Here is a 25,588-nt window from a genome sequence, read left to right on the forward strand (position 1 = left end):
CAACCCTAGTGCATAATCCAGCAAAAGCCTTTTTTCTGTGGCCTCTTTGCAGCAGCCTAGTTGAGATATACTTTGCGAATGACGCGTCCACACCTAGCCCCTCCTACGACTTTTGATGATCTGATCCAGCGCTTACAGGCCGAGTTTTCTAGCCTGCCGCCTCAGTTTCAGGTCGCTGTTCGCTATTTGCTGGATCACCCTGCAGAAGTGCCGGTGGTGTCCATGCGCACGGTTGCTAGCCAAGCTGGTGTACAACCGGCAACCCTAGTACGTCTGGCCCAATCGTTGGGCTATAGCGGCTGGGCAGGGTTAAAAACCGTGTTTGTGCACTCACTGCCGCAAACCGTAGTGAAAGGCTATGCCGAACAAGCGCAACGCGTGGTGCGCAGCAAACGTTCGCCAAACAAGCAGCAAAAAATGCTGGATGCACAAATGCTGAACATCCAAGCGTTGGAAAATCTGAATACCGAAAAGCTGCCCGCCGTTACCGATATGATTCACAAAGCCAAGCGCGTGTATGTGGCAGGCTTCAGAGCCTCGTATCCGCCCGCATTTGGTTTTCACTATCTCTATAGACTGTTTCGCCCTTCTGTCTACATGCTGCGCAGCGATGCGGGCACATTAGAAATGGAACTGCGCAGCCTAGGCCCGCAAGACGTGGTGCTATTAATAGGCTTTGCGCCCTATTCTCAAGAAATCGTACAGGTATACAAAGCGGCTAAAGCAGCAGGTAGCCAGATCGTGGCCTTATGCGATAGCGCGGTTGCCCCCATTGCACTAGAAGCCAATGGTCTGCTGCTGTTCAACACAGAGACCTCGTCGTTCTTCCCCTCTATCACGGCAGCCTCTGCACTGGTAGAAGTGTTGGCTGAGCAGTTGCTGGCTCGTACAGGCATGCGTGCTGTTAACGACATTGCTAAGGCAGAACAACAGTTACACCACACTGGTGCCTATTGGGCTAAACGCTCGTAGCAAAGCAGCCGGGCAACAGAGACCGGTAATCACCCCGTACGCCCCTCAGACAACACCATGACTTTCTGCACATCACCTGCAGCGTGTCATGCTGCCCATATTCGCAAATAAATTTGCTCAAATATAAATACGCAAATAAATTTGCGCAATTTGGTTACTTCTTGCATACTGTAGAAAATAATGCCCATCTTACGGATGCGCATATGTATCTTTTTTGCAGGTCCTAGAGCAATGTCCAGTCTCCACTATTTACCGATCAATGGCTCACACTATGAAATAGGTGTTCAACTTGGTCAATTCGGCGCGTCTGTCGTCCACCAAAAACTGCTGAAAAGCGATACATGGATGCAGTTACGCCAATGGCTAGGGTCTACCGAGCTACAGCACATGAAAGCCCAGGTACAAAGCCTCTTTCCTACTATTTGGCAGGAAATTGAAGGCTTATCCGTAGGGTTACAACTGTCGGTAGAAGAAACATTTATGTGGAACTGTAGGGGTGACCTGTGGGCCATGGCGCCAGATGGCTGCACCACCGTACAGCAGGCCACACCCCGACACCGACGCATCACACACAACGAGGATGGCGACCCTAGCTTTTATGGTCACTGCGCCATCGTGCACGTTACGCCTAAGGACGATACTGCCTTTGTGTCGTTTGCGTATCCAGGCTCTATACCCGGACATACTTTTGCTACCAATGCCCATCAGTTGGTTATGACCGTGAACAACATACGCTCATTGGATGCCAAACCTGGTATTCCTCGCATGGTGTTATGCCGCGCGATTCTTAGCCAGCCCTCCGTTGAAGCCGCCATTCGTTTGTTACGTCATCAGGCTCGTTCTGGTGCGTTCCACCTCAGCTTGTGTGACGCCCACAGTGCTATACATAGTGTGGAATTTAATAGAGCCGATGTCTCGGTGCAGACCATAGAACATTTGGGTTTTCACGCTAACCATGCTATTCATACGGCACAACGCGACTACCCACAAATCATCACCGGCTCGTCAGGTTACCGACAAGTACAAGGCGAATATTTGCTGCAACACGCCCGTACACAGCCTAATAGCACGGTAGATGCTCTCGCTATATTAGGCAGTCACGAACACGACACTTACCCTATTTATAGACGCACGCCTCACGACCCCGACAACGAGAACACCATGGCTACTGCCGACTTCTTGTTTGAAGGTCAAAACCTGCGTTGGTCGGTGTATGACAGCCCTAGTCGCGTACCCTTATTTTCGTTTATTGGCCTACAACGTAACTTACAAATATGAGCACTCCTCGCCCCGCCAACCTAGAAGCACTGCGCCAACTGGCTCACAATATTAGTGACCAGAGTAGCGCTGTGCGTTTAGGTGACAAGACACTGACCGCATTGGGCAGCATTTTGGCTCACCCTCAAGAAGCCGCTTTACTGTCCATTACCGAGTTGGCCGAGCGACTGCAGATCAACCCTTCTTCCCTCACCCGCTTGGTCAAAAAATTAGGGTTTAGCGGGTTTGCCGATTTTCAACGTTTGTTGCGGGACCACTTAGCATCACAAACCTCGTCGTTTTACAGTGTGCAGGCCACACAACTACTCAAAGCATCGCAGCCACAGTCTCCTTTACAGGCTGACAATGATGCGCTGGCACATGCAACCACCTTAGCCACAGAAGCCTGTCACACTATTCAGCACAGCCTGCAACTATTGTCTGCCGACGCTATTAGCTCGGCCGCACAGACGCTTGCGCACGCATCGCGTGTACGCATTCATGGCAAACGCCAATACAGTGCGTTGGCACAGTTTCTTTGTTATGGGTTGGGCCTCATCCGCAGTGACGTAGGGTTGTTAGACCCTACTAGCTTAGGTGTGGCCGAGGGGTTGGCACAGCTAGAGGCCGGTGACGTGCTGATCACCGCCTGTGTCTACCCGTACACCCGTGAAGTGATCGCCGTTGCTGAACTGGCAGCCAAAGCAGGCATTATCGTGATTGCGCTCACCGACCAAGAGTTATCACCGCTTGCCCGCGCTGCTACACATAGCTTTATCGTACCGTATCGCAGCAACTTTTTTACTAACAGCATCAGCGCGTATTTCCTGCTTGCTGAGGCTTTGCTCAACCAAGTCGCCCGTGAGCTAGAAGACACTGCAATTACCGCATTAGAGAAACGTGAGCAGTACATTGCCGCGCTACAAATAGAGCAGTCCTGAGGTATTGCCGCATCACCAGCACCTCAGGGCCCTCTTCTTCACAACAACACCTACTTATTTTTTATAGGCTATGGTGGGCAAGGTGATTCGCCAGTTTCACCAGCATCGCATCACACGCCGCTAACTGCTGTACGTGGATGAATTCGTCTGGCTTATGACCTTGGTCCATACTGCCCGGACCGCAGACCACGGTGGGAATACCGGCTTGCTCAAACAACCCACCTTCGGTACCAAATGCCACCGTACCAAAATCATCTGAACCACTGATCAGTGCCAGCAATTGTGCCGCTGTGCTATCTGGTGGTGTGACCAACCCTGGGTACGCACTGAGTGGCTGCATTTCAATACCCGTATCTGGCTGCACGGCTTGCATAGCGGGCACCAACTCATTCTGTGCGTACTGCTGCAACTCATCGGCCACGGTTTGCGCATCGAAGTCAGGCAAGGCGCGCACTTCAAAATCGAACTCGCACTCGGCAGGAACGATGTTTAAGGCTCTACCACCCTTAATCACACCGGTCTGAATGGTGGAATACGGCGGATCAAAACGGGCATCATGCAGCTCAGGTTGCGCCTGGCGTTTACCCATTTCGCCCAAACGGGTGATCAGTTGCGCGGCGTATTCAATGGCGTTCACGCCATAAGGCGCGTACGCCGAATGGCAGGCCGCCCCTTTGATGCAGCAACGCATAGCCAGCTTGCCTTTGTGACCCAGTACCGGCTTCATTTCGGTAGGTTCACCAATCAAGCACAGACTGTATTTCAATGGACGCTTAGCCAGCTCAGCCAACATCGGGCGCACACCCAAACAGCCTATTTCCTCGTCATAGGAAAATGCCAAATGGATGGGTGTTTTTAATTCAGTTTTGACAAACAACGGTACCGCTGCCAATACGGAGGCAATAAAGCCTTTCATGTCAGCCGTACCGCGTCCGTATAACTTGCTGTCGTGTTCGCTTAACTGAAAAGGGTCTACCGTCCAGTTTTGACCATCTACAGGCACGACATCTGTGTGCCCAGACAGCACCACCCCGCCCCTGTCTTTAGGGCCGATGGTGGCAAACAAGCTGGCTTTGGTGCCCTCTTCGTTATGGAACAACTCACTCTCTACGCCGTGACTCGCCAAGTAGTCACGCACAAAAGTGATGAGCTGCAAGTTGGAATCTCTACTGACCGTCGCAAAGGAGATCAGTTTTTCCAAGATGTCACGGCTAGAGAGATTACTCATCCCCAGGCACCCCGTAGCTAGGTGCTGCCGTCGGGTTCAACGCGCGGGTTAGGTAATCTTGCATTTGCGGTTTGTAGTCGTGCCACAGCGCTTCTAGCTTATCTATAGGCGCTTCGTCTGCCCAATCCACACGCAGATCCACCATAGGCCAACTCACGTCGCCCGCGATTTTCATTGCAGCAGAGTGCACAGGGCCTGCTTCACCACCAGCGGCCATCGCTGCTTGCATGGCAGCAAGCAATCGATCAGCCAACATGCCGGTGGTGGTTTCAAACGCCTTGGTCATGGCTTCAATCACCGCCTTGCTGGACAGCAGGTTGCCGGCCGCAACACATTGCTGCCCTTCAACGGCGTGATAAATCCCCAATGCTTCACTACCACTGAACAAAGCAGTACGCCCTTGTGCATCCACTACCGTTACTTGGCGGTAGTCGTTCCAGTCGTCTGTGGATAGCGCCTGTTTCAATGCCTCGGCTGCACCCAGCTTATGCTGCTGCAACTGATCCAACACACGATGCCCCAACGCTGGCAAGGTCACATTCTGAGTGGCTACCACGCCCACCCCAGCACGTACCCATGGGCATCGCGCACCCACGGCAATACTGGAGGAACTAATGGCCACACCCAACTGACCGGTTTCTGCACAACGTCCAATAATAGAGAAGGTCATGGTCTGACTCCTTACTTAGGCTTTGCTGGCTTCCCAACCTTCAGGGATCACAGCGATTACATCAATTTCCATCAACCACTGGGGCTGCCCCAGTGCTACAACTACCAAACCGGTAGAAATGGGGTATACGCCTTTCAGCCATTTGCCCACGGCTTGGTACACCGGCTCGCGGTAGCGCGGGTCGATGATGTAGGTAGTTGTTTTCACAATGTGTGACAGGTCACTGCCGGCTTCTTCCAACAGTTGCTTCACGTTTTTCATGGCTTGTTCTGCTTGTGCAGCAGGATCGCCCAAACCCACCAAATTACCGTCAAAGTCCGTACCTACTTGGCCACGAACATAAACAGTGTTGCCCGCACGTACGGCTTGGCACAGATCGTTATCCAACGTCTGGTTAGGGTACGTGTCTTTGGTGTTGAACATACGGATACGAGTATGTGTAGGCATTGCGTTATTCCTCATCAATGGAATGCACTATTAGGTAATTACTCAGCAGTTACTGCTTGGGCTGTAGGGTTTTCTTCGTGGTACGCACGGTAGGTTTGCTGTGTAGCAATGTGACCGGCTACGTGTTTAGCGTCGTGCCATACACCCCAGATAAAGGAGGAACCACGACGGGACTGCCATGGCAAGCCCAAGAAATACACGCCACGCTCTTCAGTAGACACACCGCGCTGGTGCAATGGTTTGCCTTTTTCATCAAAGGTATCCACTTCCAACCAGCTGTAGTCAGTGGCGTAACCGGTTGCCCAGATAATGGTGCGTACACCAGCGTTGATCAGGTCTAGCTCCAGCACAGGGTTCACCATGCAATCTGGGTCAGCTAGTAGCGCACGTGCTTCTGGGTCTTCAGGTAAATCCAAGCCATTACGGGTGACGTACTCATCCGCTGCATCCAACAAGGCCATCAAGTTGGCATCACCGGCACGAATGTTGTCGCCCAAATCGTTTTGGAAAGACACTTTGCCGTCTGCAAACGACTTAGTCAGGCCCACCAGTTTCATGCCTTGGGCAGCCAGTTTGCGGAAGTCGATGGTGTAACCACCGTTAGCACCGCTCACGGCAATGGTGACGTGCTCACGACCGGGGGTGACTTTCTCGGCATCCCACAAGCCCAACACACCCAACCACCAGCAGAAATCACGGTTACGGTAGCTACGTGGTGGACGGTCGTGCGGGCCTACTGACAGGTAGACATCACGGCCAGAGCGCAGCAGTTCTTCTGCGATCTGCACACCAGATGAACCCGCACCGACCACCAACACACCACCCTCAGGCAACTGCGCAGGGTTCATATATGCCGCCGAGTGAATCTGGTGCAAGCGCTCATCTTTAGGCGCAATGGCAGGAATCACTGGGCATTGGAAAGGGCCAGTTGCCACAACCAAGTTCAACGCATCGAACACGCCATCGGAAGTTTCAACGCGGAAACCTGGGCGACCTTCGTTGCGCACCGCTTTTTTCACTTCTACGCCGGTACGAATAGGCGCATTAATTTGTTTGGCATAGGCTTCGAAGTAATCAGCCACTTGGTCTTTGCTGGCAAATGCATCAGGGCTAATGCCTTGGAATGTCATGCCAGGAAAGCGATCGTGCCATGCTGGGCCGTTAGCCACTAGGGAATCCCAGCGGCCTGTACGCCAACGCTCGGCAATACGCTCACGCTCTAGCACCACGTGTGGCACACCCAATTTGCTCAAATGCTCGCTGGCCGCAACACCAGCTTGACCGGCACCAATCACCAGCGTATCAATGGATTCAATAGTCATTTTTCGGTTTCCTTCTGAACGGATAGAGTCCGGCAGCGTTATCTCGCTGCTACAGCTGCCACCACACCTGCCCGGTATATGTTTGCGCTGCGTTAAATATCAAAATTAGAGTTGTGTAAGCACTGCTCTATCAGTGCTCGCTGTCGGGCCAACGCCATGCTATGGCCCGACTGACGAGGGAAATTACGCTGTTTTGGTGCTCAGACCTGGCACAACACTACGCTGTGTCAACGCACTCACCACGAATACAGTGATGGAGTTCAAGACTAAGGCGATCAAACCAATGTTGAGGGCGTACAGGTTGAATTCGCTGAAGTACATGGCGAACACGGCAGCAATACCTACCAGCAAACCACTTAATACACCGGCAGCAGTCGCTCGTTTGAAGAATATGACGGACAACAAACCTGGCAACATCTGGCCAAAACCGGCGTAAGCGGTGTTCATCAAGTTCAGCATCAAGCTTGGCAAGACCACGGTCAAAATCATAGAAATGATCAGGTACACCAGAATCACGATCTGCGACAAACGCTTCTGTGATTGCAGAGGCACGTTGCTCACGATGTTGCGGGTGAAAATCCCACCTACAGACAACGAAATCACCGAAATCAAGATCAACCCAGACAACGCGGCACCAGCGGCCACAAAACCAACTGCCCAGCTTGGCAACACATCAATAGCCGTTGCAATGAACGCATGGTTAGGGCTAGTGAGATCAGGGATACGAACCATGGCGTAGTAAGCCGCTGCAATCAGGAACGGGAACATCAGCATGTACAAAGGCATGAAACGTTTGGCACGTTTAATACCGCCTTCGGACTTACTGGTGAACAAGATCGTGATCATGAATGGCAAGCAGTAGAACGCCATAGACTGGAACACAATGGTGGACATAGAGAACACCACTTCATCTTGGTTGGCGTACGCAATGGACGCACCTTGATCACGTGCTGCCGTAAACAGTTCTTCCACACCACCCATTTTGTGGAACGCCGCCCAACCCACACCCACAATCGCGCCAAACAACAGGATGTCTTTCAACACCGCAATCATGGCGGGTGCTTTCACACCAGAAATAGAGATGTAGATAAAGGCAATTGCACCCGCAATAATCACGGCGACTACAGGGTCAATTTCGTAGCCCAACGCATTCAATGCCACGATCAAACCTTGGAATTGCATTTGCGCCCAAGGGATCAAGAACATCAAGTAGCACAGTGCCACTACCAGTTCCAAAGTACGGTTTTTGAAATGGCTCTTAAACAAATCGGGTGCGGTCATCGCATCGTAATGCTTACCGGCTTTCCAGATTTTGGGGGCCAAAAAGTAGCCCACAGGGTAGATCAACAGCAAGAACGCCATGAACCAAATACCGTAGTTCACGCCCTTGGCATAAATACTGCCGGGCAAACCAATCACGGTTGCCACACTGTAGATTTCACCTACGGCCAAGAAAAACAGGATGATCACGCCAAACGAGCGGCCACCCACCAGAAAATCAGCCACGTCCCCTTTCTTGGCATTGCGGTTGACCATCAACGCCAACAGCAACGAGAACAGGATGATTGCAATGAAAATAAAAGCTGCCATGAGTATTCCTTAGCGATTGTTGTTATTCGTCTTGGTAGTCTTTTTTATCCAATAACCACGCTGTGGAAATACAGATGGTGGTCAGGAAAAACCACAAGAACACCCAGAAATACAAAGGCGGAAAACCTAAGATGAACTCGGTACTGAAGCGAAAATGGTAAATACCCAGCATGACGCTGGCGTAGGGAATGATCAGCCCAATTAATAGGCTCAAGAAACGTCTTGTCATGACCCCTCCTCGTGTGATGACTTGATGAGGTAGTGATGCTAGCTCACGGGTGCTTGAATCCTTAACTACTAAAAAGCTTGTCAAGCCATAAGCTAAATATCACTAGTCAGGCTAAGCCGCGCCACGATTGGGCTTCAGGGGTATGAAAAAAATCCTATGTTTTAAGCTTCTAGGGAAAACCCCAGCACCAACAACCGCCCTCAACATTGCGTTATGAGCTCTCAATTGCCGGTATTTAACGTAAAAATCCCTCACGTATCGATTTTCAGCCCCTACAATAGCGACACGTACACCGGTGCTAGGACAAGCACCCCAAGCAGGAGGGCCGCATGGCTTTCTACACATTACGACAACTCAAATACTTCGTGACCACCGTACAAGCCGGTAGTGTCGCTGGTGCCTCACGCCAACTGCATATTGCACAACCCTCTATTTCCAACGCCATCAAGAACTTGGAAGACAGTTTTGGGGTGCAATTATTTATTCGCCACCATGCGCAAGGCGTCACCCTCACCTCGAGTGGCGAACGTTTCTACCGCAAAGCAGAAGAGCTGCTGCGACTGTCTTACGAGTTTGAGCAAAACGCGCTGGCCGATAACGATGTGGTCACCGGAAAAATAGACATTGGCTGTTTTGAAACCGTGGCACCGCTGTATTTGCCCATGCTGTTGGCTGAGTTTCGCGAGCGACACCCTGGGCTCAATTTGCGTCTGCGCGATGGCGATCAACAAGACTTGGTGCAAGGGCTTACGGCTGGTACGTTCGATCTTGTGTTTCTCTACGAGCACGAGCTAGACGGCACTATCGAAACCGAACCCTTGATGCCGCCGCAAAAACCCTATGTATTGCTGCCCGAAAACCACCCTTTTGCGCAGCAAGAAAGCATTTCCATGTTTGATCTGTGCGCCGAGCCCATGATCTTGCTAGACATACAGCCTAGCCGTACTTTCTTTGTGAGCCTGTTTCACGACCTAGGGCTCACCCCCAACATCGTATTTGGCTCACCCTCCATTGAAATGGTGCGCGGCATGGTGGCCCAAGGCTTTGGTTTCTCACTACTGGTGACGCGCCCGGTGATTGATCGCACCTACGATGGCAAACGCATAGTGTGTGTGGATATCAAAGAACCTGTTGCCCGTTCAGGTCTAGTCTGTGCGCGTTTAAAACGTACTCAACTCACCAAACCTGCTCAACTGTTTTTAGATTTTTGTCGCACCCGTTTGGCACAACTGGACTCTGCGGGCAGACTGCCCCCACCCGTAGAATAAGCACAGCAAACGAGTCACCATAAAAAACGCCCCACAACAAGGAAGTCTCCTGATTGTGGGGCGAACTCATTGCATCATCCACGTTTGTGCAGTGATTACCGCTTAAAAGTGCCACTCTGCCTGCAACATTGGCGCAGTCGTTTTAATGCCTGGTTTCACGTTGCCATTGGCCATGTAGCGATTACCAAACTTGTTATGCCAGTACTCATAGCCTATGCCTAACCAGAAGGTGTTTTTGGTGTCGAACATCACCTTACCCACGTCCATCATCAGCGAGGCACGTACTAGCACTTCCGATTTAGTGCTGATACCCGCATAGTCGCGGCCTTTGGGGCTGTTGTAGTTGGCAAAACCCTGGAACTTAAACGGTACAGCGCCCACATCAAAGGGTAGATTCCATGTGAGGTTAGCCATAAATTGTGGGTCAAACGAGATATTGCTGTCTGGGCAGGCCGGCGCACCCAACCCGCAGTGGTTCCACTCTTTACCGTACATCAGGCTCAAATCCAAGAACCCACGCGGCACATCAAACTTAAAGGTAGGCCCTACCACCAACAACCGCTTACGCGGGCCAAAGGCTGTGTTTTTCGTGTTCAGATCAAACCCTGCGGTTAAGGCCACATCTTTCACTGGCCCAAAGCTTAAGTCTGTATCAAACACCTTCCCCATAGACAACTGATGGCGGTAGGTCGCATAGAACTCCGTCGCCCCGTTGTTGCCACTCCCACTAGAGGGGTCGGCCTTGCTGGATTGCAGCATGTCTACGTTAAAGAAGTTTTGCCCGTAGTTGTAGCCACTGACGTGCGTGAAGCTAAGGATGTTCTTAGTCACATCCTTATCATTCATAGGCTCGTGAAACTGTGTGCCATAGCGATAACTAAAGAAGTTGTCGCTCCATGTAATCGCTTGTGCTGACGTGCTGAACGCTGCCATCGCCACTACCGATGCTCCCAGCAGCGTAGTACTTAGTTTTGTCATTATTGTCTCCCCTTCGTTATAGAGTGCGCCGTAGATCTTTGTCCGTTGTAGACGCACCTTTGGTGTAAAAAATCGTCGTGTTTACTTTCCTTTGATTACCAAAACAGTGGTGGCTGGGCGTTAACCCTTAGATGGGCTAGCCACCAAAGCAAGAAGGCTGCCCACCGGACAGCCTTCTATGTGTTTTCGTTTAGTGCTGTGAAGCCAGCTGCTGTGTAGAGGACGGCTCTTGCGTGACCAGTCTAGGCCCAGCCTGCCCTACTTCAGTAGTCGGTGCAGCAATCGCTGCGGGTGCACTGTTTTCTTCTTTGCGACGCTCTAGGCGGTTAATGCCATTGAAGAACAGGTTCAATGAGATCGCCGATACCGCAGCCAACAAAATACCACTGTGCAGCAACGGAGCCAGTACGCTAGGCATTTTGTCCAGCAAGTGCTCAGCCACCAGAGGAATCATGCCCATACCCAAGCTGATCGCTACGATGTAAGGGTTGTAGCGGTTGCTGTTCAGATCGGCAGACATCAGGATTTTGATCCCTGTGGATGCCACCATACCGAACATCACGATCCCGGCACCACCCAACACGTAGTTAGGGATAGAGGCCACAATGAATGCCATTTTCGGGAACAAGCCTAGGGCAATCAGGAACACACCACCCATCACACATACCCAACGACTACGCACACCGGTCACACTCACCAAACCCACATTTTGCGAGAACGAGCTGTGTGGGAAGGTGTTCATCACACCACCAATCAGCGTACCCAGACCGTCCGTAGACAAGCCACGTACCAAGTCTTCACGGCTAGGAGGACGACCACAAATAGAACCCAGTGCCAAGAACATGCCCAGCGATTCCACCATGATTACCACCATGATCAAGGACAAGATTGCTGCTGCACCCAACAAGCTCCAGCTCAATGTAGGCACACCGAAAGCAAACGGCTTCACAATGGCTACCCAGCTTGCATCGCCCAACCCATCAAAGTTAATGCGACCTTGAGCCAGTGCGATAAAGAAACCTGCCAGCAACCCGATCAATACGGCCACGTTAGACAAGAAGCCTTTAGCGAATTTGGTGATCCCCAAGATGATCAACAACACGATCAGTGCCGTACCCAAGTTCTGCATAGAACCGTATTCTGGGTTGGCAATCATTTGACCGGTGACTTGGTCTAGGATTTGCGGCTTACCGCCCCCTACCCACTCCAAACCCACACGCATCAAGGTAATACCAATCACGGTAATGATGATGCCAGTGACAACTGGCGGGAATAGCCCCATCATGCGGCTAAATATAGGCGCAATCAGAATGCTGAAAATACCGGCCAAAATGGTGGCCCCGAAAATCCCCGTCAACCCTAGACTTGGATCCAGACCAATCGCAATCATGGGGCTCACTGCCGCGAACGACACACCCATCATCACAGGTAACTTAATACCAAACACGCCAACCCCACGCGCTTGGATAATGGTGATCAGACCACAGCACAACAAATCTGCATTAATCAACAAAGCAATCTGCTCTTTGGTCAGACCCAGCGCAGCACCGATAATCAACGGCACTGCCACTGCTCCTGCGTACATGACCATCACGTGTTGAATGCCCAGCGTAGCCAGACTACCTAGCGGCAATCGCTCATCTACACCACCACAATCAACAGGCTGACTTTTCTCTGTTTGAGCTGACATCTAGGGTCTCCTTTTTAATATACGTTTCAGACTCCCTACATATCCCCAGAAATGGCCTATTGCAGTCAAACAGGTTTAGAGAGTCGGTCAGGCTGTTGGGCTTGTTGTGTTGTCCCTTATTAGGTTGCGACCTACACAACCACAGCCTGCACATGCTGCGATGTCTAGCAGCACACGCATAAAGTTAAAGGAAGGGTGATATCACCGAAAGGTGGTACGGTTTGATAAGTGGAATATGCAAACGCTTATAGCCTCGACGCGTTTTCTTGCATTTGCTGATAGACCCGATGAAATGGGGCTTAGCGTCTATAGACCGTGATGAATACACCACGTTTTTCTGCTTTTTTTAGCCCTTAGGGGTATTGCCCATCTAGTAGACGTAAAAAAAATATGTTATTGCCCGCCAGACTGCCTTGTTACCACTCTAGCCTGACCTCCTTATCAAGCTATCGCCCTTCCTTTTCCAGATACTAGTTTAGCGCCTAGAACTCATGGCGGCTCCGGCAGAGGCCACAATCACTGCAGCGATACCCAACCACTGCAAGCCTTGCAACTGCTCGTGCAAAAAGAGCAGGCCAAACAACGCCGCAAAAGCAGGCTCTAAACTCAGCATCATGCCAAACACACTAGCAGGCATACGTGTTAAGGCCATTACCTCTAAGGTAAAGGGGATAGCTGTAGACAGCACCCCCACCGCTAAGGCCACAGGGATTAACGAGGCATTTAACAGCGTTGAGCCTGCCGTCCACACACCTACTGGTAGCACCACCAAGGTCGCAATTAACGTGCCCCATGCAGCGGTAGACGTGCCGTAGGCAGACCCCGCCTTCTTACCAAACACAATATACAGCGCCCAGCAGCCACCTGCCGCCAACGCGAACAACATACCTACAGGGTCTAGGTCTACCCCGCTTACGCTGGGCAATAGCAAAATCAAACCACTGGCAGCTATCACCACCCACACAATATCGCGCACTCGTCTAGAGCCTGCCAAGGCCACAATCAATGGCCCTAAGAACTCCAACGACACGGCAATACCCAGCGGGATCGTAGACAGCGAGGTATAGAACAGCATATTCATCATGCCCAGCGACACGCCATACGCTAACAAAGCTTTGAATTGCCCACGGCCTGACACGGGTGTACGCCATGGTCGCAGCACTAGCATCATCAGCATCGCACCCACGGCTAGACGTAACGTCGTTGTGCCCAACGCCCCCACGGTCGGAAACATACTCTTTGCGAGCGTTGCCCCAAACTGTAGCGAGGCCATCGCCACCAATAACACACCAATCGCAAATAATGGCACCGACACAGGCGATGCAGTAGGTTTATTCAACACAACAACCATCAAAGAAAACTAAATAACCATTGTGCATGAGCGCACAAGACTCATGCCAGCGACAGAACGGTAGAACAACAGTTTTAGGCGGTATTTCACGACCGTTTGGTGACTCGGCCCATTCTGAGTACCCAATACGCGATTAATCCTATCACTACGCCCCAAAACGCCGACCCTAAACCGCCCAGCGACATGCCAGATGTCGTCACCAAGAAAGTAATGACGGAGGGTTCTATATACGTCAGGTCATCGGCTAACAACCGAATATTGGCCACAATCGCACCGATTAAGGCCAGACCAGCCAAGGCAGACACTAACGCCGCCGGTATAGCCGAAAAAATCAGCACAATACTGCCTGCCAGCGTGCCACCAATCAGGTAGACCACCCCGCTAGCAATACCCGCCACGTAGCGCTTTTCTGGATCCGCATGGCTTTCTTTGCCAGTACATAATGCCGCAGTGATTGCCGCCAACACAATGGTAATACCACCAAAAAACGCCACCACCATAGACGCTAGCCCAGCACCCGTTACCACGGCACGTGACGGCGCGTTGTAACCCGCCAAGCGCATCACCACCATTCCGGGTAAAAACTGCCCTGTGAGGCTTACCACCACCAACGGTATGGTGAAGCTAAAGAACACTTTTAACGAGAATTCAGGCATGGTGAAAATAGGTGTGCCCCACTCCAGCCTTAAGGTATCTAACTGCGTATGGCCTTGCAGATACGCCAGCAAAAACCCAGTAATGGCGACCAAAATCACCGTGTAGCTAGGCCACAAACGTTTGCTAATCAAATACACACCCAGCATCGCAAATACGACCGACGGCAAATCCATACTGGCCTGAAAGGCTTGTACACCGAACTGGAACAAAATCCCCGCCATCATGGCTGCCGCAATCCCCTTGGGGATGTACTGCACAATGCGCTCAAAATAGCCGGTGACGCCAATCACAGCCGTAATCACCGCCGCACTGAAATACGCCCCCACTACTTCTGCCATGGAAATTTCTGGGAATAGATTAATCAGCAGTGCCGTACCGGGTGCCGTCCATGCCGTAATCACGGGCATACGCAACCATAAACTCAGCGCCAAACCACTCACGCCCGACCCAATGGAAATTGCCCAAATCCACGAGCTCAACATTTCTGATGAAAAGCCACCTACGTGCGCTGCCTGAATAAAAATTACCAACGGCCCGCAATAGGAAATCAACACAGCCAAAAAGCCGGCTACCCATGCCGACAACGACCAATTCTTCATCTACAGTCTCTCTCTTTTATTCTTCGTCGTCAGTACTGTACACCTATCTTTTAGCCTTAGCGAAAACACGACATTTTGCGGATTTCTTTTGCGCGTTTCATGCATCTGGATATAGACTACTTGGTCTAATTCCAAAAATACTTTTTAGGGGCCTGCTGAGTCCCTGCGGCTTGTGCCCCTTCGTGGTACGTGACTAGGCCGCCATTCCTTTTATCATTTACCTCACCAACCTCGCTAACCAGCCAGGCTGAAACCAACCCCTTACGTCCTCGCCTTATCTGGGTGATGACCACTGTTGAAAATTCCGTCTTACCCTTTCGGAGCGTTATTGTGTTACGTCGCTTTGAGGGTCTAGTTGACCCTTTCCCCCCTACGGAAAGCCAAGTCCCACCTAAGGGCTTAGTTCCGTTCCTTTGGTATTGCACGCAGGGTTCGCGCAAATACCTCGCCTTATTGGCCCTTTTTAGCGCCAGCGTCTCTATTTTTGAGGCATGGCTATTTGCCTTTTTAGGCCAAGTCGTCGATTTGCTATCGGTGTGGCAGGCTGGCGAGCCGCTTTCTAGCCATGAACAAACCGTGCTGTGGAGCATAGGTGCTGTGCTGGCAGGTAGCGTCATACTGGTTGCCCTACACACCTTCATACAGCATCAAACCTTGGCGATTAACTTCCCCTTACGGTTGCGTTGGAACTTCCACCGCCTGATGTTGCGCCAAAGCATGTCCTTTTTCTCGGACGAGTTTGCGGGCCGCGTGACCACTAAAGTCATGCAAACCGCTTTGGCTGTACGTGAGGTGCTCTTTACCTTCAGCGAAATCGTGCTGGGCATAGGGGTGTATTTCTTAACCATTCTGGCACTAACAGCTGGGTTTGATGTACGCCTGATGATTCCGTTTGTGGCGTGGATAGTCGCCTTTGGCCTAACCATGTGGTATTTCGTGCCGCGCTTAGGCAAAGTCGGCGCTGAGCAAGCACATGCGCGCTCGTCCATGACTGGCCGTATCACCGATGCGTACTCCAACATCACCACCGTCAAACTGTTCTCGCACACCAAACGTGAAGCTCTGTTTGCACGCTCGGCAATGGAGGACTTTCAAGAAACTGGCTATAGGCAAATGCGCCTGATCAGTATGTTTGAAATCGTGAACCAAATTTTGGTCGCCTCCCTGATTGCTAGCGCGGGGGGTTATGCCTTGCTGCTCTGGCATCACGGTGAAATCGGTACAGGTGCAGTGGCCGCTGTTACCGCTATGGCGGTACGTGTGAACGGTATGTCGCACTGGATTATGTGGCAAATGGCATCGCTGTTTGAAAACATCGGTACGGTGCAAGACGGTTTAGCGACGCTGACCCGTGCGGCTGCCGTACAAGATGCGCCTAATGCGCCTGCGCTCAACGTGAAACGTGGTGAAGTCGTCTTTGATCAAGTCAGCTTCAACTACAACGGCGAACGCCAAGTATTAGATAACCTTAGCCTAGACATCAAACCCGGTGAAAAAATCGGCTTGGTGGGACGATCTGGTGCGGGTAAATCAACGCTGATTAATCTGCTGCTACGTTTTTACGATGTGGACAGCGGTCAAATACGCATTGATAACCAAAACATCGCTACCGTTACCCAAGACAGTTTGCGTAGTGCGATTGGTATGGTGACGCAAGATACGTCGTTGCTGCACCGTTCTATTCGCGACAACATTGCCTACGGTCACCCTGATGCCACGGACGAAGACATTCGCGCAGCAGCTATTCGTGCTCAAGCCGATGAGTTCATCCAACAGCTTAGTGATCAACACGGTAAAACCGGCTACGACACCATGGTGGGTGAGCGCGGTGTAAAACTGTCTGGTGGCCAACGTCAGCGTATTGCCATTGCTCGTGTGATGCTGAAAAACGCCCCTATCCTACTGTTGGATGAGGCCACCAGTGCGCTGGACTCAGAAGTAGAAATCGCCATTCAAGACAGCTTGAATGAAGTTATGGCAGGCAAAACGGTAATCGCTATTGCGCACCGTTTATCTACCATTGCAGCGATGGACAGACTGATAGTGATGGATCAAGGTCACATCATCGAGCAAGGCAGTCATGCCGAATTGCTGAAACTAAACGGTGTATACGCCCGACTGTGGCATCACCAAAGCGGTGGTTTCTTAGCGCAAGACGAGTAAGTAGCGTGACTAAAAAGGCCCCATCGTTGGGGCCTTTTTTATAGCCATAGCCATCATCATGATAAACAACGTGGCTTAGTGTTTTGCCTCTGGCTCAGGATAGGTTTCCCTTACCCCTAACGCCGCCACAAAACCTAACACACTGATCCCCGCAGGCAACCATAACGCCATGACGTAGACCGATGTGCCGTCGGTAGCGGCCGACGCTATTAACCAGCCATATACGGTTTGCACAATAGCGGTCACTAAAAACACACCCATATTCACCAACGCGATAGCCGAGCCAGCCACAGCCGCAGGCACACTCTCTTTGGCTGCTGCAAACGCTACCGTTACCTGTGCACCACTGGATAATCCCAAGACTAAAAAACACACTAGGCTCGCAGCAAAACCCACATCTGGCCCACACAGCAGCCATAGCCACGCGGCGACATTCAATAATGACGACAGCCAAATAAAGTGCTTACGTGTGCGCCAACTGTCAGAGAGCTTACCCACCAATGGAGAACATAGCCCGTATGGCACTAGCGCCAGCGTTAACACCAACGATGCCGACGCCCCAGACAAACCATAGCCATCGCTTAATAAATGGGTACCCCATAAGCCAGCAAACGCATAAAACGTGCCATTCGTACCCGCAATAGCCACTAAGAGCAGCCATAGCTGGCGGCTTTTTAGTACATCTAACCATAGCTCACGACGTAATACGTTTTGCCCGGCTGGCCCCGCAGGCTGCATGCTATCGCTATACCCAGCAGGGGCGCGCCAGCTCAGCACGATTAGTACCGCCACAATCAGCGTCAACACGCCCAGCGCCATGAAGATCACACGCCAATCCGTAAACGCTAACAAGAGCCTGGCTGGCGCTTCCGACACGATAGAACCCAAGGTACCTATTAATAGTGTTACCCCTGTGACCAAGCCAAACTGGCGTCCGTCAAACCAGATCGCATTGCTTTTCATCACCGCGACAAACACCAGCGACATCCCCAACCCTACGAGTAACGGGCCTAACAATGCCACGCTATAGCTTTGTGCCAGGCTCAAAATGACCGCCCCCACGCCTGTGAGCAATGTACCTAGCGCAGCCGGTAAACGTATCCCAAAGCGGTCTATCACCAAACCCGCTGGTACCTGCATCACGGTGTACACCCAGAAATGCATAGCTGCCAAACCACCCAAGGCGGTAGCCTCTAGCCCTAAGCTATTACCTATAGGAGCGGCAAATGTGGCGGGAGCAAAGCGATTAAAGAATCCAATAAAAAATGCCGTTGCCAATAACGTATAGCTGATTGCCCTTGCCGTACTTTTATCCTGCATTGGCGTCCTCCTGTCTACGTCTCTGTTCGTCTCGTTTTCATGGCGCTGCCTCTAGCCGATATCCATATAGTCAGACCTCCCCCTGCATTGACGTAGCCATAGCAAAACCTATCGCATTACTCAAAAGTAGCGATAACTAACGATAAAAAGGGATATTCGATGTTGAATAGTGGGCCAATAACACAGTGCCCATGTCGCATAACGGTAGAGGTGTAGCGTTGAGTCTAGAGGTTTCACTATACGCGCCTAGCAACCACCTATCTACTGCGCGTAGCCTCTCTTTCGTTTCAAGGGGTAAACCTAAGCGCGCAAAAGCCTGATTCGCCCACCCGCCCACCGTATAATTCATAGACGTCTTTTGCATATGCGAACACTGCACAGTCTATGTCGTACCCCCCTCTACTTAGTGCCTACTTCCACCTTCTTAGCGACGGCGACTACCGCCATACGACATTGCTATCGCCCATTGCGGTGCAAGAATACAGTGAAGAGTTTTCTTTTCACCCAGCCGTTCAACTGTTTGGCGGGTACGTACTGGACGACCTAGGTACCAGCAATCACCATTTGTTGATTACCACCGGCCCTCTGGCTGGCAGCGTGTATTACTTGTCGCACGACGATGATTCACGCGTGGTATTTGCGAGCTCTAGCGACTTTCTGGCTGCCGTTTTACAGGCACTGCACACCGAGCAAGAAAGTAGCGATCTGCACCCTGCACTTAGCCCTTTGGCAAACGACCAAAGCGCGCTAAGCGAGCTGATCACGGAGTTATTGGATTCGGACGATGATGAGGCAGAAGACCTGCTGCCCTCGCTATTGCCGTCTGTAGACTTACACGACCTTGCTTTGCTGCAACGCCTAGCCACCAGTGAGAACTTTTACCTAAGTGAAGCGCTGGCACATGAAATCATCAAACGCCCTGCCGCACATCTACTACCCATTGCACAATTATGTGCGGCGCATGCGCACAGCCAAGTGTCTAGTATGGGTGCCAAAGCGGTGCGTAGCATCCAAGCCTTACGCTACGCACCAACTTAGGTTTTAGTAGCGGTACTTCACCGTCAGCATCGCATTACGCGGTGCGCCATACAGGTTCAAGAACGTACCGTGACCTACGCTTTCCAAGTAGCGCTTGTCGAAGAGGTTATTAATAACCAGCAGCGCTTCCCAGTGCTTGTTAGGTTGGTAGCCCAGCTTTGCTGATACCGTTGTATAGCCGCCTTGATATACCGAGTTGGTATACAAGTTGCTTTGTGATTGCACACCAGCCCCTACAGACCAGCCACGTAAGCTACCACCAAAATCGTCTGGTGCAAACTTATACTGCGTCCACATACGGAACAGATGTTTAGGAATCAGGTTAGAGTTAAAACGCTGGCCTTCGACTTCGTGGTCGCTGTCTTCACGCACACGCACATCGGTATAGGTATAGCCAGCCCCTAAATCCCACCCTGCCAGTGGACTACCTACAACCTCAAACTCCCAGCCTTGGCTCTGCACCAAACCTGAACCCCGGTAACACGTACCCGTAGGCGAGTTGCCGCAACCTATGTGATCGGTGTCCACCACGGCACGGTTGGTATCGCGTAATCGGTACACAGCCAATGAAGTATTTAAGCGACCATCCAGAAATTCTCCTTTTACCCCTGCTTCCATCTGCCAGCCTTTACGGGGTTCCAACGTTTTACCGCTGTAATCGCTATCCGACTGCGGAACAAAGGTTTCAGCGTAGCTACCGTACACCGAAATTTGTTCGTTCACGTCAAAGACCAAACCCGCAAACGGTGTGAACTTGTTATCCGCTTTGGCATCACTTTTTTCCCAAGGGGACGTCGTTGGTTTTAGGTCTCTGCTTTTAAGGTCGTAATTACTCCAACGACCACCCACTACTGCTGTCAGATTGTCCGTTAAGGACAAACGTGTAGAGGCATACAACCCAGACTGCGTGGTGATGTCTTGGCTCTTATTTAGCAAAGGCAAGTCCAAAGCACCATAGTCAAAATCGTTATACGCATCCCAATCGGGGAAGGCACTAAATCTAGAACTGCTAGTTGTGTCGTAACGCGCCCAGTTATAGCCGACGGTCACGAAGTGCTCACGCCCTAACAACTGGAATGGCCCTGTCACGTTGGCATCCAGTTGATCCCACGTAAAGGTGTTATTAATGCGTCCAGCCCAACCACTGGTTAGCCCCGTTTCCAACGAAACTGGCGTTAGTGCCATCGCACTATAGCCTTTGTAGGTGTTTTCTTTATGGCTGTAGTTGGCCTTGAATTCCCACCCCTCACCAAAGCTATGCTTAAGATCAGCCCCTAGCTCAAAGGTCTCGTGACCTGATAGTTTGGTGGTGCCCAAAAATGTGTCATAGCCAGGCAGGCTGCCATCGTCATACAAAGGCAAACCGTTAAACACACGGAAATTCATCTTGCTATATAAGCCCGTGATGCCCACGGTAGTGTTCTGCCCTAGGTCATATTCCAGCACCCCATACAGCAGTTGCGGATTGTTTTTACCGTAGGTGTAATACTGGCTTTTGTCTTGGTAAACACCCACCAACCTACCGCGTAAGGTGCCATTTTCGTTCATAGGCCCTGATATATCCGCTTCGGCACGGTAGTTATCCCACGAGCCTACACCCACTGCGCCCTCTAGCCTGAACTCATCGGTTGGGCGTTTACGCACCATATTGATAGCACCACCTGGTTCGCCTGACCCCGTCAGCAAACCAGAAGGGCCACGTAGCACTTCCAAGCGATCATAAATGGCCAAATCTTGATGCGGCACCCCTGGGCCTAAAGCCCCTTGCTGTGTAGGTACGCCGTCGTACTGAATATTGGTATTGAAACCGCGGCTGGTAAACAGCTCTGTGTCGGAATAGCTGCTACTGCGTATACCCGTGACATAGTTCAGCGCATCGGCCACACGGGTAAAACCTTGGTCATCCATCTGCGTTCTGGTCATCACCGACACCGATTGCGGAATCTCACGCAACGACTGTGCCGACTTACCTATGGTGACGTCACGCGCCGCATACGAGCCCGTGTCTTCCGTGGTTGCCAATGAACGGCCTGTCACGGTGATGGATTTAAGCTGCGTGGTGGAGTCAGTAGGTCGCCACAAATTAATGGTATTGCCTTCACGCGAATACTCAATCCCCGTGCCTGCTAACAAACGTCGCAGCGCCTCTTCCGGCGACATGGTGCCGTTGATGGGCTGCGCCGAATAGCCGCGCACCAAATCCGAGGCATAAATAAACTGCAGCGACGTTTGCTGCCCTAATTGCAGCAACGCATCACTTAACGATTGCTGCTGAATATGAATTTGTGTTGCCGCAGTCTGTGCATACGCCTGTGGTGCAACACCACATACCGCCAAAGAAACAGCAACCGTCAAACGACGTAGCGTTGCAGAAAAAATTACTGCTGAGTGGTTTGAGCTTCCCGTTAAACGAGCAGCGGTGGTCTTCCTATCAATCACGAGAATTGTTCCTGGTACATATGCCTAGCGTGTAGACGCTCTATCCCTTTGGCCAAAGGATCCTGGAAGAGGTGGCTCAACACACAAGAACACCCTCTTCACTCTGTGAGACGGATGAACCTTGCTAAACCCTCACCTAATTCTTAAAAAAAGTTGTAACAACAACGATTCTTATTAAGAATTAATGGTGTATGAACAAAAAAGATAACTGATGCCCTTGCTCGTGCAACCATGATGCGGTCACGCTGACCGCTCAACAACGTTGTGGCGTTAACGCAGTAACGCGAGGTTCACACTGCCGTCTGGTCGCTGCACCACCACGACCGGCAGATGGGTTTGCAAGGCCTGCAAAAACCCTTCGGCATCCTGAATATTAAACACGCCTGCCATACGCAGGGGCTTTAACCGGCTATCCGTCAGATGAATGGGGTGGCGTAAATAACGGTTCATTTCTCGCACCACATCGTCTAAAGGCTGGTCTCTAAACACCACTTTGCCCTGACGCCATGCTGTCAGTACGCCCACATCGGCACGCTCTACATAGAGGGAACGATTGGCCTGCACTTCTGCCACCATATCGGCCGTTAACATGGCCTCATCCCTACTCCACCACCGCCCTGTTGTTACCTCTACAGAACCCGACTGCACCGCAACCGCTACACGATCCGGTTCTCGCCTCACATTAAACACGGTGCCCGTAACCCGCACACTGGTATCGCCCGCATCCACAATAAAAGGCCGTTCTGAATTAGACACTACCTCGAAAGTCGCCTCGCCTTGTGCGAGCGCTATCACGCGACGGCTGGCGTAATACTGCACCGTCAGCTCGGTGTTCACGTTCATTTCGATGACGGAACTATCCGGCAGCTGGACTTTGCGCTGTTCACCTTGCGCCGTCGCATACTGCAAAACATCGGTAGTGGCGTCCAACACACCGTAGTGATGCACGGCAACGCCCCCCACTACCGCCGCAGCACAGACGGCTCCAGCCCCTACCAACCACTGACGTCTACCTACTCGTTTCTGTGCTGAAGACTCTGGCACTTCCAGCAACGCACGCAACTCATCCTCTGGCAGCATGCCAGTGGCCTGCCAAATCTGATCTAACGCTCTATATTCCTGTTCATGCTTGGGATTCGCGCTACGCCACGCCATAAAACGCTCACGTTCAGCCACCGTGAAATTACCGGAATGCACGCGAGCAAACCAGTAAGCAGCAGCGTCTTGAATATCGTCAGGAGTAGTAGTGTTTTCTGTATGCATAACAAGCAGGATGCCGATGGATAACCATCAGTAGGATTTCAGCCCTTCATTAAGTAAGACGTACGAGTGACTAAAAAACCTGACTTAATGTGGCGCATGATTTTGTAACTCTTTCCTAAGATGCCTGCTAGCCCGAATCATATATTTTTCTACCATACTGACGGAAATACCGAGCTTGGCGGCAATTTCCTCTTGGGTATAGCCCTCTAATCGGTGCAGTAAAAACACTTGGCGGCATTTCAACGGTAACTGCGCCAGTGCCACTTTCAAAGAAGCCAATAGCTCTGAAGTTCTGGCTTGCGCATCAGGGTCGGTGAGTAAGGGGTGCTCGGCCTCGTCCAACTCGTGTAAGGGCACCACATCCAACACACCCGAACGCCTATAGCCATCCACCAAACGATTATGCACACTACGATGCAAGTAAGCGCGTGCATTCACCAGAGTACTGGGATCGTTTTCCAACACCCGCACTACCGCATCTTGTGCGGCATCTTCTGCATCTTGCCTATTACCCGACCAGCGCGTCCATACCGCCACCAGCTCACCATAGTGAGCGAGCCAACCTTTCTTAGGCGCGGATGAACGTGACATAGGAAACCGAATCTGAGCAATGCAAAAGCCGATATATTAGCAATGATTCTCATTATTGTTTTAAGAAGAACGGTTTTACAACAGTCAGCCACCCTCTGTGCTACTTGACTACACACACCACACCACCAATAATATGTAGCAAGCTACCTATTTATTGACATCATGTTTGAACTTAAAGACCTTCCCTCTCGTGAAACCCTAGAGCAATTCGGGAAACAGTACGGCAACCCCAGTGTGGAAAGCCTGCATACATGGTTAGTCTGGGCATCTGCCACCGACGAAATGTTGGCAGCCTTCGAAGCTAATCTGGCTACACACGGTTTATCGCAAACGCCTTTTTTTGTACTGTTACTGCTCAAGCGTAATCCTGAAGGTCTGACTATTGGGGAGCTTGCCAGTGGTGTAGCGGTGGCTTCTCAAACCATGACACGTGCCATTAACAAAATGGAAGCCTCGGGCTTGTGCAGCAAACACCCCGACCCCAAAGATGGCCGAATCTCTGTCGTGCGCCTAACCACACAGGGGGAAGACGCCTTAAACGCTGCCCTACCCAAACACTATGAATGGGTAGCCAACTTCATGAGCGACTTTACGGCAGACGAACTGGCACTACTCAACAAAATGATGCTTAAAGTTGGCCCTGCACTAAAGCGCATGAAACTCACCGCAGCACACTAAGCGTTCGTAGCCCTAGGCATTATGACTGTTTATTTTTTATTTCCCACTTATGTAGCAAGCTACAAAGCTAGCTACTTATATTAAATAACTCACCTGGAGATAGGTAGCACAACACATAAATGATCTTTGCTGTTCTTCGCAACCGGAGCCTCTATGACCCTATCTAAACCGTTATTGCCTCTAGCCCTGGCCTACTTACTACTCAGCAGCCCTAGTTTTGCCACTACCCCTTTTATTCAGGAACACACCATGACCACACCACACTCTACATTCACCATCCCCTCCACGCACACCCAAACCCTACAGCAAACGGTTCAGGTAGATGGTGAAACGGCGGTACTTACTCGCTATAGCCGTACAGATGGCCGTAACAGTGAGCTAGGCGGCGAACACTTCAGTACCGTGATCGCTGCCGACGGTACGCTTAAAGGCTTTAGCAATATGTCACTGGAATTAGTCAACCAGCCCCTGCCCTCCCGCGAAAAAAGCGAACAAATCGCGCGCGCTTTTTTACAAGAGCATGCGCCAGATTTACTGCCGCGCATGGAAATTAGCTGGATTGATCCCCATGATGAGCCGCTCACTGTAGAACAAAACGGAACACCACAAACGCTGACCTTAACTGGCATGAAAGTGAAGGCACGCAACTTAGCAGATGGGCGCTGGTTTTGGGTCATCGTAGGAGCCGATGAACAACCTATGGTCTTTGAGCGCGACATCGTCTGGATTAGCTTTCCCGGTAAACGCCAAACGGAAAAGTGGCTACATGATGCGTGGCTAGCACAGCAAACCAACTAAACAGTCACTCGTGCCCTCTGTTTTTAACGATCAAGACCCAGCTCAAGCTCTGGGTCTTTTTCGCCCCCTAGAGCTGCGAGCTACCTTAGCTTAACGCCC

At 51.3% G+C, this 25,588-nt stretch carries 22 protein-coding genes; 8 read left to right on the plus strand and 14 right to left on the minus strand.

Annotated features, from left to right (window positions below; genetic code table 11):
* Positions 1-78: 78 nt before the first annotated feature.
* The 3 genes from ACLPHM_RS09515 (at position 79) to ACLPHM_RS09525 (ending at position 3,170) form a co-directional block, all read left to right on the plus strand.
* A complete protein-coding gene (locus tag ACLPHM_RS09515; RefSeq protein WP_430220999.1) occupies positions 79-972 on the plus strand; it encodes a MurR/RpiR family transcriptional regulator in 894 nt (297 codons plus the stop codon).
* A 231-nt stretch (positions 973-1,203) separates the two neighbouring features.
* Positions 1,204-2,250 (plus strand): C45 family autoproteolytic acyltransferase/hydolase, encoded by a 1,047-nt coding sequence (locus ACLPHM_RS09520; protein ID WP_430221000.1) that lies wholly within the window; start codon positions 1,204-1,206, stop codon positions 2,248-2,250.
* Positions 2,247-3,170, plus strand: coding sequence for a MurR/RpiR family transcriptional regulator (locus ACLPHM_RS09525; protein WP_430221001.1), 924 nt, complete (start codon positions 2,247-2,249; stop codon positions 3,168-3,170). The genes ACLPHM_RS09520 and ACLPHM_RS09525 overlap by 4 nt, the downstream gene beginning before the upstream one ends.
* 61 nt (positions 3,171-3,231) lie before the next feature.
* On the opposite strand, the gene argE is transcribed toward ACLPHM_RS09525, so the two are convergent.
* From argE to ACLPHM_RS09555, 6 genes are all read right to left on the minus strand, one after another.
* The gene (gene argE, locus ACLPHM_RS09530; protein ID WP_430221002.1) at positions 3,232-4,398 is read right to left on the minus strand and encodes an acetylornithine deacetylase; all 1,167 of its coding nucleotides are present in this window, start codon (positions 4,396-4,398) and stop codon (positions 3,232-3,234) included.
* Positions 4,391-5,068: a DUF1028 domain-containing protein gene (locus ACLPHM_RS09535; RefSeq protein ID WP_430221003.1), complete on the minus strand. Its 678-nt coding sequence runs from the start codon at positions 5,066-5,068 to the stop codon at positions 4,391-4,393. Before ACLPHM_RS09535 ends, argE begins: the two co-directional genes overlap by 8 nt.
* Before the next feature lie 15 nt (positions 5,069-5,083).
* Entirely contained in the window at positions 5,084-5,515 is a 432-nt protein-coding gene (locus ACLPHM_RS09540) for a RidA family protein (RefSeq protein WP_166407454.1), read from the minus strand.
* Positions 5,516-5,553: 38 nt separating this feature from the next.
* Positions 5,554-6,837, minus strand: a complete 1,284-nt coding sequence (locus ACLPHM_RS09545) for a flavin-containing monooxygenase (RefSeq protein WP_430221004.1) — start codon at positions 6,835-6,837, stop codon at positions 5,554-5,556.
* A gap of 183 nt (positions 6,838-7,020) precedes the next feature.
* Positions 7,021-8,427: a sodium:solute symporter family protein gene (locus ACLPHM_RS09550; RefSeq protein ID WP_430221005.1), complete on the minus strand. Its 1,407-nt coding sequence runs from the start codon at positions 8,425-8,427 to the stop codon at positions 7,021-7,023.
* A gap of 22 nt (positions 8,428-8,449) precedes the next feature.
* On the minus strand, positions 8,450-8,656 hold the full coding sequence (locus ACLPHM_RS09555; RefSeq protein WP_430221006.1) for a DUF3311 domain-containing protein: 207 nt from the start codon (positions 8,654-8,656) through the stop codon (positions 8,450-8,452).
* Positions 8,657-8,985: 329 nt separating this feature from the next.
* Between ACLPHM_RS09555 and ACLPHM_RS09560 the strand changes: the two genes are divergently transcribed.
* On the plus strand, positions 8,986-9,924 hold the full coding sequence (locus tag ACLPHM_RS09560) for a LysR family transcriptional regulator (RefSeq protein ID WP_430221007.1): 939 nt from the start codon (positions 8,986-8,988) through the stop codon (positions 9,922-9,924).
* A gap of 102 nt (positions 9,925-10,026) precedes the next feature.
* Here ACLPHM_RS09560 and ACLPHM_RS09565 read toward each other — a convergent pair whose 3' ends face one another.
* The 4 genes from ACLPHM_RS09565 to ACLPHM_RS09580 form a co-directional block, all read right to left on the minus strand.
* Positions 10,027-10,902 (minus strand): hypothetical protein, encoded by an 876-nt coding sequence (locus ACLPHM_RS09565; RefSeq protein ID WP_430221008.1) that lies wholly within the window; start codon positions 10,900-10,902, stop codon positions 10,027-10,029.
* A 190-nt stretch (positions 10,903-11,092) separates the two neighbouring features.
* Positions 11,093-12,592 (minus strand): nucleobase:cation symporter-2 family protein, encoded by a 1,500-nt coding sequence (locus ACLPHM_RS09570; protein ID WP_430221009.1) that lies wholly within the window; start codon positions 12,590-12,592, stop codon positions 11,093-11,095.
* 475 nt (positions 12,593-13,067) lie between these two features.
* The gene (locus ACLPHM_RS09575; RefSeq protein WP_430221388.1) at positions 13,068-13,865 is read right to left on the minus strand and encodes an EamA family transporter; all 798 of its coding nucleotides are present in this window, start codon (positions 13,863-13,865) and stop codon (positions 13,068-13,070) included.
* 164 nt (positions 13,866-14,029) lie between these two features.
* Positions 14,030-15,199 carry a benzoate/H(+) symporter BenE family transporter gene (locus ACLPHM_RS09580; RefSeq protein ID WP_430221010.1) on the minus strand — a complete coding sequence of 390 codons (1,170 nt, stop codon included), beginning with the start codon at positions 15,197-15,199 and terminating at the stop codon, positions 14,030-14,032.
* 330 nt (positions 15,200-15,529) lie between these two features.
* On the opposite strand from ACLPHM_RS09580, the gene ACLPHM_RS09585 reads away from it, so the two are divergent.
* Positions 15,530-17,362, plus strand: a complete 1,833-nt coding sequence (locus ACLPHM_RS09585) for an ABC transporter ATP-binding protein (protein WP_430221011.1) — start codon at positions 15,530-15,532, stop codon at positions 17,360-17,362.
* A gap of 75 nt (positions 17,363-17,437) precedes the next feature.
* On the opposite strand, the gene ACLPHM_RS09590 is transcribed toward ACLPHM_RS09585, so the two are convergent.
* Complete coding sequence (locus ACLPHM_RS09590) at positions 17,438-18,682, minus strand: MFS transporter (RefSeq protein ID WP_430221012.1); 1,245 nt, start codon at positions 18,680-18,682, stop codon at positions 17,438-17,440.
* Between the two features lie 384 nt (positions 18,683-19,066).
* Between ACLPHM_RS09590 and ACLPHM_RS09595 the strand changes: the two genes are divergently transcribed.
* A complete protein-coding gene (locus tag ACLPHM_RS09595) occupies positions 19,067-19,720 on the plus strand; it encodes a hypothetical protein (RefSeq protein ID WP_430221013.1) in 654 nt (217 codons plus the stop codon).
* A gap of 3 nt (positions 19,721-19,723) precedes the next feature.
* Here ACLPHM_RS09595 and ACLPHM_RS09600 read toward each other — a convergent pair whose 3' ends face one another.
* The 3 genes from ACLPHM_RS09600 to ACLPHM_RS09610 all read right to left on the minus strand — a co-directional run bounded on the left by ACLPHM_RS09600 (position 19,724) and on the right by ACLPHM_RS09610 (position 24,013).
* Complete coding sequence (locus ACLPHM_RS09600) at positions 19,724-22,159, minus strand: TonB-dependent siderophore receptor (RefSeq protein ID WP_430221014.1); 2,436 nt, start codon at positions 22,157-22,159, stop codon at positions 19,724-19,726.
* 270 nt (positions 22,160-22,429) lie between these two features.
* On the minus strand, positions 22,430-23,422 hold the full coding sequence (locus ACLPHM_RS09605; protein ID WP_430221015.1) for a FecR family protein: 993 nt from the start codon (positions 23,420-23,422) through the stop codon (positions 22,430-22,432).
* 84 nt (positions 23,423-23,506) lie between these two features.
* A complete protein-coding gene (locus ACLPHM_RS09610; protein ID WP_430221016.1) occupies positions 23,507-24,013 on the minus strand; it encodes a sigma-70 family RNA polymerase sigma factor in 507 nt (168 codons plus the stop codon).
* Positions 24,014-24,175: 162 nt separating this feature from the next.
* Here ACLPHM_RS09610 and ACLPHM_RS09615 point away from each other — a divergent pair, with 162 nt between their 5' ends.
* Both ACLPHM_RS09615 and ACLPHM_RS09620 read left to right on the plus strand, forming a co-directional pair.
* Positions 24,176-24,691, plus strand: a complete 516-nt coding sequence (locus ACLPHM_RS09615) for a MarR family winged helix-turn-helix transcriptional regulator (RefSeq protein WP_430221017.1) — start codon at positions 24,176-24,178, stop codon at positions 24,689-24,691.
* A 153-nt stretch (positions 24,692-24,844) separates the two neighbouring features.
* On the plus strand, positions 24,845-25,489 hold the full coding sequence (locus ACLPHM_RS09620; RefSeq protein WP_430221018.1) for a hypothetical protein: 645 nt from the start codon (positions 24,845-24,847) through the stop codon (positions 25,487-25,489).
* Positions 25,490-25,588 lie beyond the last annotated feature (99 nt).

Source organism: Paenalcaligenes sp. Me131 (assembly GCF_050487225.1).
GTDB lineage: Bacteria > Pseudomonadota > Gammaproteobacteria > Burkholderiales > Burkholderiaceae_B > Paenalcaligenes.

Bases quoted from the DNA above. Each gene is read 5' to 3' on its own strand.
- ACLPHM_RS09515 (WP_430220999.1), top strand. From the start codon at position 79: ATGACGCGTCCACACCTAGCCCCTCCTACGACTTTTGATGATCTGATC.
- ACLPHM_RS09520 (WP_430221000.1), top strand. From the start codon at position 1,204: ATGTCCAGTCTCCACTATTTACCGATCAATGGCTCACACTATGAAATA.
- ACLPHM_RS09525 (WP_430221001.1), top strand. From the start codon at position 2,247: ATGAGCACTCCTCGCCCCGCCAACCTAGAAGCACTGCGCCAACTGGCT.
- argE (WP_430221002.1), bottom strand. From the start codon at position 4,398: ATGAGTAATCTCTCTAGCCGTGACATCTTGGAAAAACTGATCTCCTTT.
- ACLPHM_RS09535 (WP_430221003.1), bottom strand. From the start codon at position 5,068: ATGACCTTCTCTATTATTGGACGTTGTGCAGAAACCGGTCAGTTGGGT.
- ACLPHM_RS09540 (WP_166407454.1), bottom strand. From the start codon at position 5,515: ATGCCTACACATACTCGTATCCGTATGTTCAACACCAAAGACACGTAC.
- ACLPHM_RS09545 (WP_430221004.1), bottom strand. From the start codon at position 6,837: ATGACTATTGAATCCATTGATACGCTGGTGATTGGTGCCGGTCAAGCT.
- ACLPHM_RS09550 (WP_430221005.1), bottom strand. From the start codon at position 8,427: ATGGCAGCTTTTATTTTCATTGCAATCATCCTGTTCTCGTTGCTGTTG.
- ACLPHM_RS09555 (WP_430221006.1), bottom strand. From the start codon at position 8,656: ATGACAAGACGTTTCTTGAGCCTATTAATTGGGCTGATCATTCCCTAC.
- ACLPHM_RS09560 (WP_430221007.1), top strand. From the start codon at position 8,986: ATGGCTTTCTACACATTACGACAACTCAAATACTTCGTGACCACCGTA.
- ACLPHM_RS09565 (WP_430221008.1), bottom strand. From the start codon at position 10,902: ATGACAAAACTAAGTACTACGCTGCTGGGAGCATCGGTAGTGGCGATG.
- ACLPHM_RS09570 (WP_430221009.1), bottom strand. From the start codon at position 12,592: ATGTCAGCTCAAACAGAGAAAAGTCAGCCTGTTGATTGTGGTGGTGTA.
- ACLPHM_RS09575 (WP_430221388.1), bottom strand. From the start codon at position 13,865: ATGGCCTCGCTACAGTTTGGGGCAACGCTCGCAAAGAGTATGTTTCCG.
- ACLPHM_RS09580 (WP_430221010.1), bottom strand. From the start codon at position 15,199: ATGAAGAATTGGTCGTTGTCGGCATGGGTAGCCGGCTTTTTGGCTGTG.
- ACLPHM_RS09590 (WP_430221012.1), bottom strand. From the start codon at position 18,682: ATGCAGGATAAAAGTACGGCAAGGGCAATCAGCTATACGTTATTGGCA.
- ACLPHM_RS09595 (WP_430221013.1), top strand. From the start codon at position 19,067: ATGTCGTACCCCCCTCTACTTAGTGCCTACTTCCACCTTCTTAGCGAC.
- ACLPHM_RS09605 (WP_430221015.1), bottom strand. From the start codon at position 23,422: ATGCATACAGAAAACACTACTACTCCTGACGATATTCAAGACGCTGCT.
- ACLPHM_RS09610 (WP_430221016.1), bottom strand. From the start codon at position 24,013: ATGTCACGTTCATCCGCGCCTAAGAAAGGTTGGCTCGCTCACTATGGT.
- ACLPHM_RS09615 (WP_430221017.1), top strand. From the start codon at position 24,176: ATGTTTGAACTTAAAGACCTTCCCTCTCGTGAAACCCTAGAGCAATTC.
- ACLPHM_RS09620 (WP_430221018.1), top strand. From the start codon at position 24,845: ATGACCCTATCTAAACCGTTATTGCCTCTAGCCCTGGCCTACTTACTA.